This is a genomic window from Paenibacillus ihumii, assembly GCF_001403875.1.
GTDB classification, from domain to species: domain Bacteria; phylum Bacillota; class Bacilli; order Paenibacillales; family Paenibacillaceae; genus Fontibacillus; species Fontibacillus ihumii.
Map to the genome: position 1 here is coordinate 513972 of NZ_LN884298.1, position 18183 is coordinate 532154.

Annotated in this window: 14 protein-coding genes; 10 read left to right on the top strand and 4 right to left on the bottom strand. The window is 47.4% G+C overall.

Features of this window, described 5'->3' with window-relative positions; genetic code table 11:
* Window positions 1-26: 26 nt before the first annotated feature.
* Window positions 27-917, bottom strand: a complete 891-nt coding sequence (locus BN2762_RS07250) for a LysR family transcriptional regulator (protein ID WP_055106342.1) — start codon at window positions 915-917, stop codon at window positions 27-29.
* 126 nt (window positions 918-1043) lie between these two features.
* Here BN2762_RS07250 and BN2762_RS07255 point away from each other — a divergent pair, with 126 nt between their 5' ends.
* From BN2762_RS07255 to BN2762_RS07265, 3 genes are all read left to right on the top strand, one after another.
* Window positions 1044-2234 (top strand): coenzyme F420-0:L-glutamate ligase, encoded by a 1191-nt coding sequence (locus BN2762_RS07255; protein ID WP_055106483.1) that lies wholly within the window; start codon window positions 1044-1046, stop codon window positions 2232-2234.
* Between the two features lie 898 nt (window positions 2235-3132).
* A complete protein-coding gene (locus BN2762_RS07260; protein WP_055106343.1) occupies window positions 3133-3993 on the top strand; it encodes a hypothetical protein in 861 nt (286 codons plus the stop codon).
* A gap of 362 nt (window positions 3994-4355) precedes the next feature.
* Entirely contained in the window at window positions 4356-5555 is a 1200-nt protein-coding gene (locus BN2762_RS07265) for a hypothetical protein (RefSeq protein WP_055106344.1), read from the top strand.
* Window positions 5556-6005: 450 nt separating this feature from the next.
* Here the strand turns inward: BN2762_RS07265 and BN2762_RS07275 are convergent, their stop codons facing one another.
* From BN2762_RS07275 to BN2762_RS07285, 3 genes are all read right to left on the bottom strand, one after another.
* Window positions 6006-6779, bottom strand: a complete 774-nt coding sequence (locus tag BN2762_RS07275) for an SDR family NAD(P)-dependent oxidoreductase (protein ID WP_055106346.1) — start codon at window positions 6777-6779, stop codon at window positions 6006-6008.
* 150 nt (window positions 6780-6929) lie between these two features.
* Entirely contained in the window at window positions 6930-8429 is a 1500-nt protein-coding gene (locus tag BN2762_RS07280; protein ID WP_074048583.1) for a malate:quinone oxidoreductase, read from the bottom strand.
* Between the two features lie 222 nt (window positions 8430-8651).
* Window positions 8652-9410, bottom strand: a complete 759-nt coding sequence (locus tag BN2762_RS07285; RefSeq protein ID WP_055106348.1) for an AraC family transcriptional regulator — start codon at window positions 9408-9410, stop codon at window positions 8652-8654.
* Window positions 9411-9634: 224 nt separating this feature from the next.
* On the opposite strand from BN2762_RS07285, the gene BN2762_RS07290 reads away from it, so the two are divergent.
* From BN2762_RS07290 to pgmB, 7 genes are all read left to right on the top strand, one after another.
* Complete coding sequence (locus BN2762_RS07290; RefSeq protein WP_055106349.1) at window positions 9635-10426, top strand: endonuclease/exonuclease/phosphatase family protein; 792 nt, start codon at window positions 9635-9637, stop codon at window positions 10424-10426.
* Between the two features lie 7 nt (window positions 10427-10433).
* Window positions 10434-11525 (top strand): extracellular solute-binding protein, encoded by a 1092-nt coding sequence (locus BN2762_RS07295; protein WP_055106350.1) that lies wholly within the window; start codon window positions 10434-10436, stop codon window positions 11523-11525.
* Window positions 11526-11633: 108 nt separating this feature from the next.
* Window positions 11634-12644, top strand: coding sequence for an ABC transporter ATP-binding protein (locus tag BN2762_RS07300; protein ID WP_055106351.1), 1011 nt, complete (start codon window positions 11634-11636; stop codon window positions 12642-12644).
* Between the two features lie 22 nt (window positions 12645-12666).
* Window positions 12667-14364, top strand: a complete 1698-nt coding sequence (locus tag BN2762_RS07305) for an ABC transporter permease (protein ID WP_055106484.1) — start codon at window positions 12667-12669, stop codon at window positions 14362-14364.
* Between the two features lie 51 nt (window positions 14365-14415).
* On the top strand, window positions 14416-15099 hold the full coding sequence (locus BN2762_RS07310) for an MgtC/SapB family protein (protein ID WP_055106352.1): 684 nt from the start codon (window positions 14416-14418) through the stop codon (window positions 15097-15099).
* Window positions 15100-15116: 17 nt separating this feature from the next.
* Window positions 15117-17381, top strand: a complete 2265-nt coding sequence (locus tag BN2762_RS07315) for a glycoside hydrolase family 65 protein (RefSeq protein ID WP_055106353.1) — start codon at window positions 15117-15119, stop codon at window positions 17379-17381.
* A gap of 51 nt (window positions 17382-17432) precedes the next feature.
* Complete coding sequence (gene pgmB, locus BN2762_RS07320; protein ID WP_055106354.1) at window positions 17433-18116, top strand: beta-phosphoglucomutase; 684 nt, start codon at window positions 17433-17435, stop codon at window positions 18114-18116.
* Window positions 18117-18183 lie beyond the last annotated feature (67 nt).

Here is an 18183-nt window from a genome sequence, read left to right on the forward strand (position 1 = left end):
AGGCACTCCATTTTCACAAAGCATAGTTAACCTAACCGCCAGTGCAGCATCTCCACGAATTTTGTTGCCGCCGACGAAAGAGGGACGCTCTTGATGTTGCATACGCCTACGCTTCTCCCTGGGATCTCCTCCAGCAGCTGGACTTCGGACAACAAGCCCTTCGATAGATATTCTTGAGAGAACTCCTTCGTAACGCATGCGATCCCTAAATTAATCCTGGCAAACTCCAGCAATAGGTCATGCGAGCCTAGCTCAAACTCCGGCGCAATCTTGATTCCTTTAGAGAACATATGGTCTTCCACATATCTTCGGGAATTGGACTTTGATTCAAGAAAGATCAAGGGAAGCTTCACTAATTCATGAAGGCTTATCGGCTCGGATAAGACTTCCGCAAACCGTTCTCCATAAACAAACGTATCCTGGATATCGAAGCATGGCCTTACCTCTAAAGAGGCATCATCGATGGGAAGATTGCATATAGAAATATCAACCTCGCCTGATTTAAGAATCGAACAGAGCTCCAAGGTGGTGCCATTCACAATCGTAAATTTAATATTCGGATATTTATTATGGAAGGCCTCTAAGTAAGGAAGCAAAAAATATCTGGAGATCGTATCCCCTACGCCGATCTTTAATTCGCCTGCCGTTAGATTTTTGAATTCCAATATTTTTTCCTCACCGGTCTGCAGCAAGTTCATTGCCGAATTTACATACTCAAACAGAAGGCTGCCTTCATTTGTCAAGGACGCCCCTTTGGGGGTTCGATTAAAAAGCCGCGTATCCAGATCCTTCTCTAGTTGCATGATCGCCTGGCTTACCGCCGGCTGTGTCATAAACAGCTCTTTGGCCGCCTTGGAAAAGCTCTCGCATCTTGCCACTTTGCTGAAAATTTTATATAAATCCAATTTGCTTATCACATAAACACCTCTTATACCCTCTATTCGATATATTAATTTAACTTATACCACTAGGATAATGTATATTACAAGTAGATGGTTGGATAATGTAAAACAAACTTTATCACCCTAAGGAGCTGAATGTATTTGGAAAGAGTAGTTGGAACGGTTGCTAGAGGCCTGCGCTGCCCCATTATCAAACGAGGGGATCATATAGAGGAAATCGTTGTAGATAGCGTATTGAAGGCTGCGGAAATTGAAGGCTTTCAAATTAAGGATAAAGACATCGTCTCGATCACAGAATCCATTGTCGCCCGCGCGCAGGGAAACTATGCGACGATCGATCATATTGCCAAGGACGTTCAATCCAAGTTCGGTGACGACACGGTGGGCGTTATTTTTCCCATTCTAAGCCGCAACCGCTTTGCAGTCTGCCTTCGCGGTATTGCCAAGGGCGTTAAGAAGGTCGTGCTCATGCTTAGCTATCCTTCCGATGAGGTTGGCAATCACCTGGTCGATCTCGACATGCTCGATGAGAAAGGCGTCAATCCTTGGACCGATGTGCTGACGGAAGCCCGGTTCCGCGAGCTCTTTGGCTATAATAAGCATACTTTTACAGGCATAGATTACATTGATTACTATAAAACCTTAGTAGAAGAACAAGGGGCGGAGTGCGAGGTTATTTTCTCCAACCATCCTAAAACAATCCTGGATTACACTAAAAATGTGCTGACCTGCGACATCCATTCCCGGATCAGAACGGCAAGGATTCTTAAGGCCAATGGCGGAGAGAAGATCTACAGCCTCAGCGACATCCTGGCTAAATCCATTGACAACAGCGGCTTTAATGAAGAATACGGCCTGCTCGGATCGAATAAATCTACCGAGGACGAAATCAAGCTGTTCCCGCGCGACTGCCAACAAACCGTCGATAAGATCCAGCAAATTTTCAAGGAGAAGACAGGAAAGAGCATTGAGGTCATGATTTACGGGGACGGGGCCTTCAAAGACCCTGTGGGGAAAATCTGGGAGCTGGCTGATCCGGTGGTATCACCCGCTTATACTTCCGGACTTGAAGGCACGCCTAACGAAATCAAGCTGAAGTATCTTGCAGATAACAACTTTGCCGATCTAAGCGGCGATGAGCTTAAACAGGCTATTTCCGAGTACATCAGCAATAAGAATGACGATCTCGTGGGATCCATGGAAGCACAGGGCACTACGCCTAGGAAGCTTACCGATCTCATCGGCTCTCTGTCCGATTTGACATCAGGAAGCGGAGACAAAGGAACGCCGATCGTCTATATTCAAGGTTACTTCGATAACTTTACGAAGTAATTTGTTTAAAATAAGCGCTTTACGGCAAGGGGCTGTCCCAGAAGTCATCATCGATGGCAGAGGGGCGCCCCTTTCTTTTTAGAAAGCTATCCGTTCCTGGGGAATCCATTTTACGGTATCCATTTTAGCCGGAATCCATTTTTCCCTTGCCTAGACCCCATTCTGTGGCTCATCCATATATAAGCTATAGAACCTTTGAACTCGATCACTAGTTACCGAACATAAGTTATCGAACACAAACTCGAATACAAGCTCGAATACAAGCTCTAACACTAGTAACTAGAACATAATCTCGAACATACGCTATCGAACTCGAATACAAGCTATCGAACAACATAAGCTATCAAGCTCGAATACAAGCTATCGAACTCAACACAGGTTATCGATCATAAGCTCAAACGAAAACTCGAACATACGCTATCGAACTAGAACATAAGCTGCTGATCTCGAACACGAAATGGAATTCATGCAATCTTTACCGACTACCATCCGCTTAGGTTTGCCTGTCGAACTCGAACACGAAATGGAATTCATGTATCTAATTATGCTCGAAACGAGTGGTTCAATAGATTAGCTGGATTTGATGCACCTAAAATCAAGAATCCCGCCCATGATGGGACTATCCCCTTCTTCTAACGACATGAAATCCATTTAAATCTGCTTTCCTGTCTTTGCCGCAGAGACTAACTACTATAAATCCATTTAAATCGAGAAGTCCACGATTCGTGTTCGCTAGAACAAAAAGTCCACGATTCATGCTCGGCGAAAGGGGAGGTGGATATGTGATTGGCCACCATAATTATATTATGCTCCATTATATTTTAAAAACTAAGCGTTGACCATGTAATATTATTATCATACAATGATGTAAATAATTGTAATTCAAGGGGGTGCTTGTATGCAAGATAACTTTCTATCTGATGCTCATGAGGTAGACCCCTTAGTTAAGATATTAAAAATGGCTTACGAATTAGAATGTTGGGAGAAAGTAATTTTCATATCCGATAAACTCCTCACAGAGGCAGAAAAGGTCTATCGTAGTCCTGTCAGATTTTCTAAGCTGCGTAAATTAGATAGGCCAATCGCATACTATTTTGGATATAGTTATCTAATGAAAGGCTCAGCCCTTCAAAAACTCAAACAATACGATAAGGCGAAAGAATGTATAAAAAAGTATGAAAACCTTGACTGGCTTGGCGATGATTGTGCCGAGAGTAAAAAAGTCATATCAGACTTTAAATTCTTTGCTCATGCAAATACATTAACACTTGACATTCTCATTGGAAGCATTGACAAGCTTCCTGAATATACTGCGTTTCTTCTAGATCACCCAGATGAAATTCTTTCCGGGCTAATAACGATATTAGAAGCAGCCTTGGATTATAGTATAGTTGTAGACAAAGAAATTAATTTGCTCATGCCTTATATTAAAGATTTCAATGCTTATAACAATCACATGGACTGTACTGACTATCTTTCCTTTTATTTTTTATTATCGATATATAGAATTAAACATCAGGAATATCACGGCTCAATAAATCTTATTCTTCATATTTTGAATATTTTGTCAACATCTGATAAAATTGGTTATGATGGATGTTTCAAAAAAGCAGTCGCTACTTTTGAAGCATTTAGAAGTCATGCAACACAAGATCAACTAAAAGAATATCAAGCAATCCAAAAAACTATAAGCGAGGGAGTTGTTAAAAATGAAGAAAGTGCTGCTTTCAGTTTTATTGGTGATTGGAATTCTAAGTAACTTACAAGCTATTCACTCCCCAGGTACTTCGATACAAACATTTAATCATGGTACCGGTTACGGCCCAGGTAAACTATAACACTGTTATAAAATTCAATTATTTAATTATTTTAGAGATGGCAGTCTTGCTATCTCTTTCTTTTATTTCACTATGTTTTCCTACTTAATTAATTTTCTTTCATCCCCCATTAACTGAATGTTAAATATTTTGTTTTATTTCAAAGGTACATTTTTTACTCAAAAAAATAACAAATGATTAATATTTCTGTGAAAATTTGTATTTTATAGTTGAGGAATTGGGTAATTGTGGTATTATATTATTGCGTCGGCCGACATAATTGCGATAAATGGAGGAAATTCTAATGAAAAAATCGATATTTAAATGCTTATTCTGCTTATCGTTATTAGCGCTGATAACACCCATGAATCTGCAAACAACCTCCGCTGCTGATAATAGCCAAGATACTCTAGTTTATAACTTAGATAATTCGATTGTTTCTGTTGTTGACTCTGTTTATACTATTGAATCTCACTTAAGCACTCCAGGCAATATTGTTATTTTTGAAGGAGCCGATATTAATAAGCTTCCACTGTATCAGAATATTTTTCTGCCAATGAACATACCTCTATTCTTAGAAGATGAAGAATTTAAAGAAATTAACCCTGATGTCGTTTTAAATGAGCAGGATACAATCATCGATAATGAAAAAAACATTGTTGTGCCAACAAAAACTACCCTAATTGCCCTTTACAATGCCAATGGTAAGATAACAGTCTTACAGAATGACGAACCAATTGATGAATCTGTTAACGTCAAGTCCTTTAGATCCTATGTAGATACTAATGACCAACAAAAACTTATTAATGATTTTAAAAATGATATGAATGATCTTTTCTTTAAAGAGTATTTTTCTCCCGCGAAAGTTAGTGTCTCTGCTGCTCAAGGTGATATATTGACAAGCATTCGAAAGACATTATCTGTTAATGGCAGTTATACAGTAATAGGTGGTTCTACGGTTAACTATGTGGCAGGCAAAGCTGTAACTGACTATATACTTTATGCCAATAGTAAAGGGACTCATTTTTATGTTTTAGCTGATTCACAAATTTATCCTGCAGGTGTGGCCGACAACAATAATGCTACTTGGACAACAGGTTATAAATCCAATATTAGAACGAATTCTAGTACAAACTCATTGATAAACTGGTCACCAAATACTACTGGGCTTAGTCTGGACAGTAATGATCAGTTCCAGGTAGGGATCTCTGCAAGTACAGCTGGTATTGAGCTGAGTTTCAACTATACTTGGAATGGCACTTCTAATGTAAAATTAGAGTCTACTGGAAGTAAAACCTCTGGGCTAACAACAGAATATATTTATAAAAATAATGGAAACGCTATTGCCTCCGATACTTTTACAACGGGGCATGGAGCCTTAATCCAAGCAACAAACAAAGTTCTTTCATTCTCTGCGAGTCATCAGTTTAGAAATGAAAATGTATATACTAATGGAAGCGTCTGGTATTCAACAACCACAACAAATCTTTCGTATAGCTTCTAAACATTAAAATCGTCCCCTCTCCTACCTATATTATCCATGGTAGGAGAGTTGTACTTTTTTCCAGGAGGGCTTACACATGAGAAAATTGTTTCTTGGATGTACATCTATCTTATCTTCGGTAATTTTTTTATGCACGGGATTTTTAATCTCTGCACTTAAGTCGGTTGACCGTTCTGCCGACATCAATAGCGGAGCTTTTCGATATAATATCTTTAATATCCATATCAGTTGGTTTGTAATTCCTGTTATTCTCTTCATAATTGGCTTGTGGCTTGTATATTTGAGTCAGGACGTAGACAAATAATTATAAGGTGAGTAACTATCCATTCTACCTTTAATTACTCGTTTTTATCTTCTTTTGGGCAAATATTTTTCACCACAGAATAACGGGGCAGCCAACCTAGCCCTTTGGCTGCCTCAAGTCTAATCGTTTCTGCATATTTCTACTTTCTACTGATTGATTTGGCCGCCATCCACCGTGTAGATGGACTGAGCTACATAAGAGGCCTCATCAGATAGCAGGAAGACAGCTACATTTGCCACTTCCTCCGCCTCTCCGTATCTTCCCATAGGTACTGCGGAACTAAAGGCCTCTCTCGCTCCTTCGGCGTCCTCAGGGACCGTATTCTTCTCAATCTGGCGCATCATGCGGGTATTGATTACACCGGGTGCCACCGCATTCACCCTTACACCGAAGGGGGCTGCTTCTAGCGCCACCACTCTGGTCATCCCAATCACTGCATGCTTGGAGCTGTTGTAGCCAACAAAGCCGGGAGAGCCGATTAGCCCTGCGCCTGAGGAGGTATTGACGATACTGCCGTACCCTTGCTTCTTCATCACAGGAACCACGTATTTAAGCCCAAGGAACGCGCCTTTGACATTGACGTTAAGTACCCTTTCAAAAATGTCTGTCGGATAATCCTCTACATTGGCAGTAATCCCTTCTATTCCTGCATTGTTAAAGAAGCCATCGATTTTGCCAAACTTCTCAACGGCTGCATCGACATAAGCTTTGACCTCTTCTTCATTCGCGACATTGGCTTTAAGAGCAAGGGCCCTTGAATCATCCAAGCCCAATTCTGAAATGACTTGCTGGACTGCCTCTACATTCAAGTCGACCAAAGCAAGCTTAGCTCCCTGCTCTGCCAATTTTTTTGCCGTCGCCTTCCCAATCCCGCCTGCAGCGCCCGTAATCAATACTACTTTGCCATCGAACTTACTCATATTTTGATTGCCTCCTTCGCTATACGGCCTCCGGATGTCCTGCCATTTTGCAGTTTACCCATAACGGATTCCCCCGATACAACTTTCTCACTGGCATGAAAAAAGAACCCTTGATCCAAAAGCAGATCAAAGGTTCCGGGTTAAATGATACTAATTGTATACAGGGACTTTCTCGCTTAGAGCGAGCGTCTGTGATGTTAGAGTGTGAACTTCCTGAATAAGTGCAGGGTTTTGCAGTAATGATACGCCATAAGAAGGAATCATTTCTTTGATCTTCGGCTCCCACGCCTCCATATACTGCGGGAAGCATCTTGCAATGACTTCAAGCATGACGGACACAGCGGTTGAAGCCCCTGGTGAAGCGCCGAGCAATGCGGCGATCGAGCCATCGGCGGAGCTGATGACCTCCGTTCCGAACTGAAGCGTCCCTTTGCCGGTATCCGTATCCTTGATCACCTGCACGCGTTGACCGGCCACAAGCAGATCCCAATCCTCGCTTTTGGCATCTGGGATGAACTCCCGCAGCTCCTCCATGCGTTTCTCCTTCGACAGCATTACCTGCTGGATCAGGTACTTGGTCAGTGGAATGTTCTTGGCGCCTGCAGCCAGCATCGTTACAAGATTATCCGGCTTAACGGACGTAATCAAATCAAACATGGAGCCGGATTTCAGGAACTTCGGCGAGAAACCGGCAAATGGCCCGAACAGCAATGACTTCTTATTGTCGATAAATCTTGTATCTAGATGCGGAACGGACATAGGAGGGGCGCCTACCTTGGCCTTGCCGTATACTTTGGCATGGTGCCGCGCCACCACTTCCGGATTATTGCATACCATAAATAGTCCGCTAACGGGAAATCCTCCAATATGCTTCCCTTCCGGAATGCCCGATTTCTGCAGTAAATGGAGGCTTCCTCCCCCGCCGCCGATAAAGACAAATTTGGCCGTATGGCGCTCGATGCTGCCGTTATCGGCATTCCGTACTTTCAACTCCCACAAGCCGTCGCTAGTACGCTTTAGGTTATCTACGCTGCGGTTGTATTGGATACTTACGCCTTGTCTCTGTAAATGCTCGAACAACAAGCGGGTTAAAGCGCCGAAGTTCACATCCGTTCCGGACTCGATTCTTGTCGCCGCTATCGGTTCGTTGGATGGGCGATCCTTCATCATCAACGGAATCCATTCCATCAGCCGCTTGGGATCATCGGAAAACTCCATGCCTTTAAACAACGGATTGATTGATAGCGCTTTAAAACGTTTCTTCAAGAACGTTACGTCCTTCTCCCCTTGTACGAAGCTCATATGCGGCAATGGGGCGATAAAGTCGCGCGGATTACGGATCAGGCTGCTGTTGACAAGATAAGACCAGAATTGCATGGAAACCTGAAACTGTTCGTTAATCTTGATAGCTTTGCTTATATCTACGGATCCGTCCGATTTCTCGACGGTATAATTAAGTTCGCATAGCGCTGCATGTCCTGTTCCCGCATTATTCCACTCGTTAGAGCTTTCCTCTCCTGCTGTGGCAAGCTTCTCAAACACTGTAATTTCCCAGTCCGGTACTAATTCCTTCAGCAGTGTCCCCAAAGTTGCACTCATAATCCCGGCACCAATTAAGATAACATCTGTACTTGTTTGTCTGTTACTCATTTTTACCGTCCTTATACCCTAAGATTTGCAGAAAGGATGTAGGCGCTCCTGCTCAGGCATAACAGCAAGCCAGTGCGGAACCTAGTCACACACCATTTCTGGAACAATTCATAACCTGATCCTAGTGTATCAATAATACTGATAGATTAAAATATTTATTTAGTATAAATATGATAAATTTAAGTGATTTAGAATCTGATTTGAAGTTTACAGCTTTATCCACTAATGCATCTCCAACTCCGAGTACCGGTTCCGGTACTGCAGCGGAGTCATGGACACATATTTCTTGAACTGCCGGCTATAGTAGCTCTGGTTGCAGAATCCGAGCAGCACAGCAATATCCAGGATGCGAAGATCGGTGTGGATGAGAAAATATTTGGAATCCTCGATCCGGTTCCTATTAATATATTCGCCAATAGACAAGCCGACTTCTTGCTTGAACAGGCTGGACAAATAATACGGATGCACTTTTACATTAGCCGCAAGCTTCTCCAGCGACAGATCGCCGAAAATTTCATCATGAATGTAGGAAATTGTTTTATTGATAATGGAGTTATACAACGGCTTCTTTTCCTTGCGCAGCGTCCAGAAAAAGGAATGGAGCATCTCATACTCAAGGTCCTTCAGGCTCCCGATCTCGTTCGTATCCTCGATTTGCCTGATGAACACATCGCTCAAATTGTAAGCGTGCTCCGGGTGAACCCCGCCGCTAATAATCGCTCGCGTAAACAAGGTACAAGTGCAGATCAACGAATTCTTCAAGGAACGTACCTGGTCCCGGGCCAGCGTAGCTCGATCCTGACGGTTGATAGCATCCAGGGCTTGGGTAGCCTCATCCAGCAGGCCCTTGGTTAAAGCCTGCAGCATCTTCTGCTCCGAATTGTAGGAAGGATGCACGAAGAACTTTTGTTTGTTCTTGACCCGCTCTTCTGTGAACTTTTTGATGATCTTCTGAGGGACTGTGTTATTCGTCGCTGTCATATTTCACCCTTTAATTTTTAATAAAAACCTTTATTTTTTAACAGCATTATATCCCTTTAACTTATACACTTCAATATGTAAACAAAGACATTTCGTTCTGACTAAATCACATTAGGGGGATGAGAGGCGTATTAGACGGCGCCAAGCAGACAACAAAGTTAAAGCGGTTTCAATGACAGCGAAGACGTCGAAAAAATACGGCTGAGGGGTGGTTGGTGACAGGCATGACGATTTATGAAATGGCTTCCTTCAATATTCGCTTCGATAATCCTGCCGATGGCGAGAACGGCTGGGACTGCCGCAAGGAGCACATGCTCAGCATGATGGCGCATTACCGCTGGGATGTCGTGGGGATACAGGAAGCACGGGGCAATCAGCTGCGTTATCTATCGGGATTGGACGATTACGCCACAGAAGGCATCAGCCGCGATCACGATCCGGAGAGCGAGCATAGCCCGATCTTCTACAAAGCCTCGGTGTTTGCCAAGGAGGACGGCGGCACCTTCTGGCTGTCGCAAACGCCGGACGTTCCTTCAAAATCGTGGGGCGCGGATTGCATGCGAATTTGCACCTGGGTGAAACTTAGGGACAAGCGGAACGGGAGACGGCTGCTAATCATGAACACCCACTTGGATCACGTCAGCGAGGAAGCCAGGTACCGCGGCGCTCTCCTCATTCTGGACTGGATTGAACGGCATGCGGCTGGCCTTCCGGTTGTACTGACAGGAGATTTCAACGCTTCTCTGGAGGAAAGATGCTATAAAGCCATTGTAAATCGGCTAATCGATACCCGGAGAGTAGCGGATGTGCTTCATTATGGCCCGCGGGGAACCTTTACCGGCTTCCGCTACGACATTCCATGGGGTGAATTGAAGGAAATCGATTATATTTTTGCAGACAAGCAGGTAAAGGTGCTGAGCACGAGAGCTGTAACCGACAGCTTTGACCGGAAATATCCATCGGATCATTTCCCAATTACGGCAACTTTAGAAATAACCGATCATAAAGGAGACTGAATTCAACATGAAGAAGAAATTCATGCTTTTGACGTTAACCTTGGTACTGGCCATGATGGTAGCAGCTTGCGGCAATAAATCGGGCAACGGGGGCAATCCCGCAGGCTCGAACGCGGAGTCCGAGGGTGGACAAGCGGTCAAGAATGAGAAGCTGATCGTGTACACGAACGCTAACTCGGACGGGCGCGGCGAATGGCTCGTTGAGAAAGCGAAGGCAGCCGGCTTCGAAATCGAAATCGTGGGAGCGGGCGGCGCCGATCTGACGAACCGCCTGATTGCCGAGAAGAATAACCCGGTAGCCGACGTGGTGTACGGTCTGAACAATATGCTGTATGAGAAGCTGAAAAAGGAAAATGTACTTGCCAAATACGTTCCCGCTTGGGCTAGTGATGTTGAGGAAGGCTTGAACGATCCGGATGGATATTACCACGGCTTGATCAAGCAGGCGATTCTGCTGGGCTACAATCCGGACAGTATAGCGGCGGATCAAGCGCCGAAGGATTGGACGGATCTGTGGAACAATCCTGAGTTCCATGGCAAATATGAGGCGCCGGCGCTGCTTGGACAGATCACGCCTCAGCTGGTAGTGGCCGGAATTCTGACGCGTCACATCGATGAGAACGGTGAACTGGGCATTTCGCAGCAAGGATGGGACGAAGTAAAGAAAATGTACGACAACGGCGTTCCTATGGTTGAAGGAGAAGATCCGTATGCGAACCTGGCCAGCGGCAAAACTCCGCTGGTGACAATCGTCTCCGGTACACTGAAGAGCAAGACAGAGCAATACGGCGTTGAAGCCGGCACGGTTGCGCCTGAGGTTGGCGTTCCTATGATCGTAGAGCATGCTGCCATTATTAATGGAACGAAGAAGCAGGAGACGGCTGAACGGTTCGTCGAATGGTTGGGCACAGCTGAGGTTCAGGGCGAATTCGTTGCACAATTCAATGCGATGCCAGCCAATATGAAGGCCGTAGAGAAGGCGAACGACGAAGTGAAGAATCTGTATTCGGCGCTGAAGGCGCAGCAGTTCGATTGGGGCTTCCTCTCCGACAATATTGAGCAATGGGTCGAGAAGATTGAGCTAGAAATCAAAAAATAAGACGGACGGACAATATCACGACGATTCGACAGCAGACTGCATGTTAAAGATGGCCGATATGCAGTCTGCTGATTTTCATCCACAAAAATTCACACACAAGGGGTAAACATGATTACATTCAAGGATATCCAGATTAAATTCGGCGATTTCCATGCCATCAAGAATCTAAATTTGAATATTAAGGAGGGTGAGTTTTTCACCTTTCTAGGGCCGTCTGGCTGCGGCAAAACAACGATTCTGCGCAGCTTGGTCGGCTTTATCCAGCCAACGGACGGACAAATTTTCTTAAAGGACAAGGACATCACGAACGTCTCGATCGAGAAGCGGGAAATCGGCATGGTGTTCCAGAGCTATGCGCTGTTTCCGACGCTGGACGTGTACGAGAATATCGCCTTCGGCTTGAAGGTCAAAAAGACGCCCAAGGCGGATATCGACCGGATGGTCAAGGAAATTGCAGGCAAGGTGGACTTGAACGACGAACAGCTTGCTAAGAAGGTCTCAGAGCTGTCGGGCGGACAGCAGCAGCGTGTAGCCATCGCCCGGGCGCTCGTGCTCAAGCCCAGCATTCTCGCGCTGGATGAGCCGCTGTCCAATCTCGATGCCAAGCTGCGGGTACAATTGCGCAACGAGCTTAAGGACCTGCAGAAGAAGTTCGGCATCACGACGATCTACGTTACGCATGACCAGGAGGAGGCACTGACGCTGTCCGACCGCATCGCGGTGTTTAATAAGGGCGTCATTGAGCAGGTAGGCACACCGCGTGAAATTTACAATGAATCCAAGACCGAGTTCGTATGTAATTTTATCGGCGACATTAATCTGATCGCTCCGGCCATTATCGAGAACAGCGATTTGAAGAACTATGTGGATCCCCATAAGAAGTCGTACATTCGCAACGAGAAGGTCAACCTCTCCCCTGTGGCCCAGAGAGAGGATACCGTTCGGCTGAAGGGTAAAATCATTGATCAGGAGTTCTATGGCCTGTATACGAAATATACCGTTGAGGTGATCGGAGGCGGGCTGCTGAAAACGCTGGAAACGGAGAGCGGATCGGCCCAGCCCGCTGTAGGAGACGAGATCGACGTGTACATCAATGCCACAGATATTCTTCAGTACTAGGGGGTGACATCGTTTGTTTGCAATGAAAAATAAAGGCCGACTGCCGCTGCGACCGACCGCTATGATCATGTACGGGCTGATCGCCTGGTTTGTCATAGCCTTTCTGATCTATCCCAACCTGAACATTTATTATGAAATCTTTTTTTCCGGCGGAAAGTTCTCTTTCGAGGCTATCGAGAAGCTGCTTCGCTCGGAACGGGCGATGAAGAGCTTGTCCAACAGCTTCCTGCTGGCCTGCTCCCTGGTGGTTACGGTCAATATCGTAGGCATCTTCCTCGTTCTCGTCGTAGAATATTTCAAGGTTAAGGGCGCGAAGCTCCTGAGGCTTGGTTACTTTACCACCTTGATCTACAGCGGTGTCGTTCTGGTCTCGGGCTACAAATTAATTTACGGAGAAACCGGATTTATGACGAAGGTGATGTCGGCCATATTTCCGTCCTTCGACGCAACATGGTTTCACGGCTACTGGGCGGTTCTGTTCGTCATGACGTTCGCCTGTACGTCCAATCACGTGCTCTTCCTGAGCAACGCGATCCGGAAGGTCGACTACCAAACGGTCGAAGCCGCAAGAAACATGGGCGCTTCTACCTTCTACATTTTATGGCGGGTCGTGATCCCGGTTCTGAAGCCCACCATCTACGCGCTCACCATTCTGGTGTTCCTGACAGGGCTTGCGGCCACATCCGCTCCGCTCATCCTGGGCGGAACTGAGTTCCAGACGATCACGCCGATGATTTTGACCTTCTCCAAGAGCGTAACCTCGCGGAATTTGGCGGCGCTGCTGGCGCTTATTCTGGGCATCGCCACCTTGATCTTGCTGTCGATCATGATCCGTTTCGAGCGCAAGGGCAATTTCATGTCGGTCTCGAAGGTGAAATCGGATCTGGTCAAGCAGCAAATCCATTCCAAGCTCGGCAATATTATCGTTCATGCCATTGCCTATTTCCTGTTCCTGATTTATGTCATCCCGGTTATTCTCATCGTCCTCTTCTCATTCACGGACGCCCAGAGTATTTATTCGGGAACGTTGTCGCTCAGCAGTTTCAGCCTCGACAACTATATTCGGGTATTTTCCAGCCTGTCGGCGTTCAAGCCATACCTGGTCAGCATTTGCTACGGGGCAGCGGCTTCGGTGACCGTAGTAGCCATTGCCTTGATGGCCTCGCGGATTCTGCATAAATACAGAAATATCTGGTCCACAATGCTGGAGTATGCGCTGCTCATTCCCTGGATACTGCCTTCCACGCTGATTGCCATCGGATTAATTGTTACATTCGGGGTACCCCGTTGGATCGTCGGCAATTCCGTGCTCGTAGGCTCTGTCTGGATGCTGTTCCTGGCATATGTCATCGTGCATATTCCGTTTACGCTCCGGATGGTGAAGGCTTCGTTCTTCAGCATAGACAGCAACCTGGAGGATGCGGCCCGCAACCTGGGAGCCAAACCGTTCTACACGTTCCGCAGAGTGCTGCTGCCTATCATTCTTCCATCCACGCTGGCCGTGCTCGCTCTGAATTTCAACGGGATGTTGGCCGATTACGATGTCACGGTGTTCCTGTACCATCCGCTGTTCGAGCCGCTCGGAATCGTGGTCAAGAACAGCACCGATCCGCAGGCACTTGGTGACGCCAAGGCGCTCACCTTGGTCTACACGGTTATTCTCATGATCATGTCCGGGTTAACGCTATATTTCGTGTACGGAAGAAGAAGCAAAAACTAGAATCCTACATCATGTCACAGGCTCCGCCCTTGGAAAGGAAGATCCCATGGAATGGCTAACAATGAACTTTTTATAAAGCTGGGCCTGGCAGCTCTGCTCGGCTTTATCATCGGATTGGAGCGCGAAATCAAGAGGAAGCCGCTGGGCTTGAAGACGAGCTCAGTCATCGCGATCATTAGCTGCCTGCTGACGATCGTCTCCATGGAGTCCGCCTATCTGGCAACCCGAAGTGAGCACGGCATCCATATCCAAATGGATCCGCTCCGGCTTGCTGCGCAAATCGTCTCGGGAATCGGCTTTCTCGGGGCCGGCGTCATCCTGAGACGGGGCAACGACCATATCTCGGGCTTGACAACGGCTGCAATGATATGGGGCGCCGCCGGGATCGGCATTGCCGTCGGAGCGGGCTTCTATATTGAAGCGATCACGGTCGTTGTGCTGCTGATCGTCAGTGTAGAGCTGATTCCCTTCTTGTTGGAGAGACCGATGAAACGGCTGGGAAACGAGCATCTGATTCTAATCACGGTCGACAAGCCGTCCAGCCTGGAGCAAGTCATCGACAATCTCCAAGCGGAGAGAATCCGGATTTCACATTCACGGATTAAGGATATCAAGAAGGACGCTGTCCATTTACTTGAGCTTCGGACTAAAGTGAGCTCTAACCAATCGATTACGAAATTGTACCGTACCATCTCGCAGATGGACGGGGTTGTATCGATCGAAATTTCGAATTAGGAAGGAATTTTGTATACATGTCTTGGATCATTCAGTCCAATCAGTCTGATCAGGCAAGCCTGCTTCAGGAGGAGAGCCTTTACTTTACAGGAAACGGTTATTTGGGCGTGCGCGGAAATCTTGAGGAAAACGACAGCTCCGCCAATACGTCTGGCACAATCCGCGGAACGTATTTGAACGCGTTCCACGATATTACAGACATCGCTTACGGGGAGAAATTAAACGGCTTTCCCGAAACCCAGCAGAAGCTCGTGAATATCATGGACGCGCAGACCGTGCTGATCTATTTCGGCGAAGAGGACAGCAGGGAAAGATTTGCACTAGACGAAGGGGAAATTGTCGAGTACCGCCGTACTCTTCATATGGATAAAGGATTTGCAGAACGATATGTGCATTGGCGGTCGCCGCTAGGCAAGGAAATCAAGCTGCGCTTCAAGCGCATTGTCTCCTTCCGCGACAAGGAATTGTTTGTTCAGGAGATTTCACTAGAGCCTGTCAATTATTTCGGTCCTGCAGCCGTCGTATCGGTGCTGCGGGGCGACGTATCGAACTTTGCTGATCCAAACGACCCGAGGGTCGGCTCCGATCATGTCAAGCTGCTGCGGGTCACGGCAGCACAGGCGGAAGGCAGCACAGCCGGCATTGAGGCGGAGACGCTGCATTCCAAGCTTCGCGCCGCTTGCGTCTCTACATGCCGGGTCAATCAGGACAGCCGCCAGCATATCACCCGGACAGACGAGCGCATCGAAACGATGCTTGCCTTCGAATTGAGAGAGACGGCTGTCTTGACGAAGGTCAATATCTTCACAGACACGCTCCGGCATGGAGAGGCTCCTCTGCAGGCGGCCTATGAGCTGAGCAGCCAGCTGTCCAGCCTGTCCTTTCAGGAGGTCGCGGAGAGCCAGCGCAGCTACCTGGACGAATTCTGGCGCCAGGCGGACGTTCGCATCGGAGGAGATCCGGCGCTGCAGGAAGGCATCCGCTTCAATCTGTTCCATCTGCTTCAGTCGGCAGGCCGCGACCGCCATTCGAATATAGCGGCGAAGGGCTTGTCGGGCGAAGGGTACGAAGGCCATTATTTTTGGGATACTGAAATTTATATGCTGCCTGTCTTCCTGATGACGAACCCGGAGCGTGCCAAGTCACTGCTTCTTTACCGGTACTCGATATTGGACGGGGCACGGGCACGGGCAAGGGAAATGGGACACCGCCAAGGCGCATTATTCCCGTGGCGGACTATATCAGGCGGAGAATGCTCCTCCTACTTTCCGGCTGGCACCGCCCAGTACCATATCAGTGCGGACATCGCCTACAGCTTCGTGCAATATTATCTGGTCACGGGAGACTTCGAATTTATCGAACGCTATGGCGCGGAGCTTCTGATGGAGACAGCCCGGCTGTGGATCGATACCGGCCACTACCACGACGGCAAATTCAAGATCGACGCGGTAACCGGGCCGGACGAATATACGGCGATCGTTAACAACAACTATTACACGAATGTGATGGCCAAATATAATTTGAAATGGGCCGCCCGAGTCGTTGAGGAAATGAAGGAACGCGCCCCCGAAGCGCTAGCTGAAGTGGCTTCGAGGATCGGGCTGAGGGAAGAAGAGGCTAACGAGTGGCTGCAGGCCGCGGAGCAGATGTATCTGCCTTATGATTCAGCACTCCATATCAATCCTCAGGACGACTCCTTCTTGCAAAAACAGATTTGGGACTTCGAAGGGACACCGGCGGATCACTACCCGCTCCTGCTGCATTACCATCCGCTGACCTTGTACCGTTACCAGGTTTGCAAGCAGGCCGACACGGTGCTCGCGCATTTCCTGCTGGAGGATGAACAGGATGAATCGGTTATCCGGGCCTCCTATCATTATTATGAGAAAATAACGACGCACGATTCCTCGCTGTCCTCCTGTGTCTTCAGCATTATGGCCGCAAAGATCGGAGAGCTTGACAAGGCCTATGATTATTTCATCGAGACGGCGCGGCTGGATCTGGATAATACGCACGGGAATACGAAGGACGGTCTCCATATGGCCAATATGGGCGGAACCTGGATGGCGATTGTATTCGGCTTCGCTGGTCTGCGCATTAAGGACAGCGGCTTGTCGCTAGAGCCGGTTCTCCCCAAGCCATGGGATTCCTATTCATTCACGATCATGTACCTGGGAAGACGCCTGTCGATCACCGTGGATCAGAGCGGTTCGAAGGTGACCTTGCTGTCGGGAGAAGAATTGACGATCCGTCTTTTCGGACGGGAGGTCCGCCTGGCTTAATCAGCCAATAGCCCGTTAGCTGGCGGGGGGGATAAAGGGAGGAAGCGATTTATGGCCGATAAGGCAATCGAAGCCGTGGTGTTCGATTTGGACGGCGTTATTACGGATACGGCTCATTTTCACTTTGTTGCGTGGAAGCAGCTTGCCGGACAGCTGGGCATTGTCATTGACGAGGCTTTTAACGAACAGCTGAAGGGCGTTAGCCGAATGGATTCTTTAGAGTTAATATTGCGCGAAGGCGGGCAGCAGCACGATTATACCGAGGCGGAAAAGGAACGGATGGCGGATGAGAAGAACACGCATTATTGTCAATTGCTGACGCAATTAACGCCGGATGATATCCTGCCCGGTATTTCAGAGTTGATCGCTGCAATCAAGGAGGAAGGCATCCCGATCGGGCTTGCCTCCGTATCCAAAAATGCGGCAACCGTGCTGCAATCCTTGCGCTTGGAAGGGACGTTCGATTACATCGCGGACGCCGCGCGAATCCAGCGATCCAAGCCGGATCCTGAAATCTTCCTGACCGCATGCGCGGGATTAGGAGCCGACCCGCGCCGCTCGATCGGCATCGAGGATGCGGCCGCAGGCATTCTGGCGATTAAGGCAAGCGGCATGTTCGCCGTGGGAGTCGGCCCCTCTCTATCTGGCGCCGACTATTTGGTGGAATCCACCGATCAGCTGCACTGGAACGAGATTCAAGCGTCGTTTTCGAAGCACGGCTGCCATCAACATTAGCCGAACATTAAGTCAAATCATAAGATATAAAAACAACCGCTGTCGGCTCAAAGCCTGACAGCGGTTG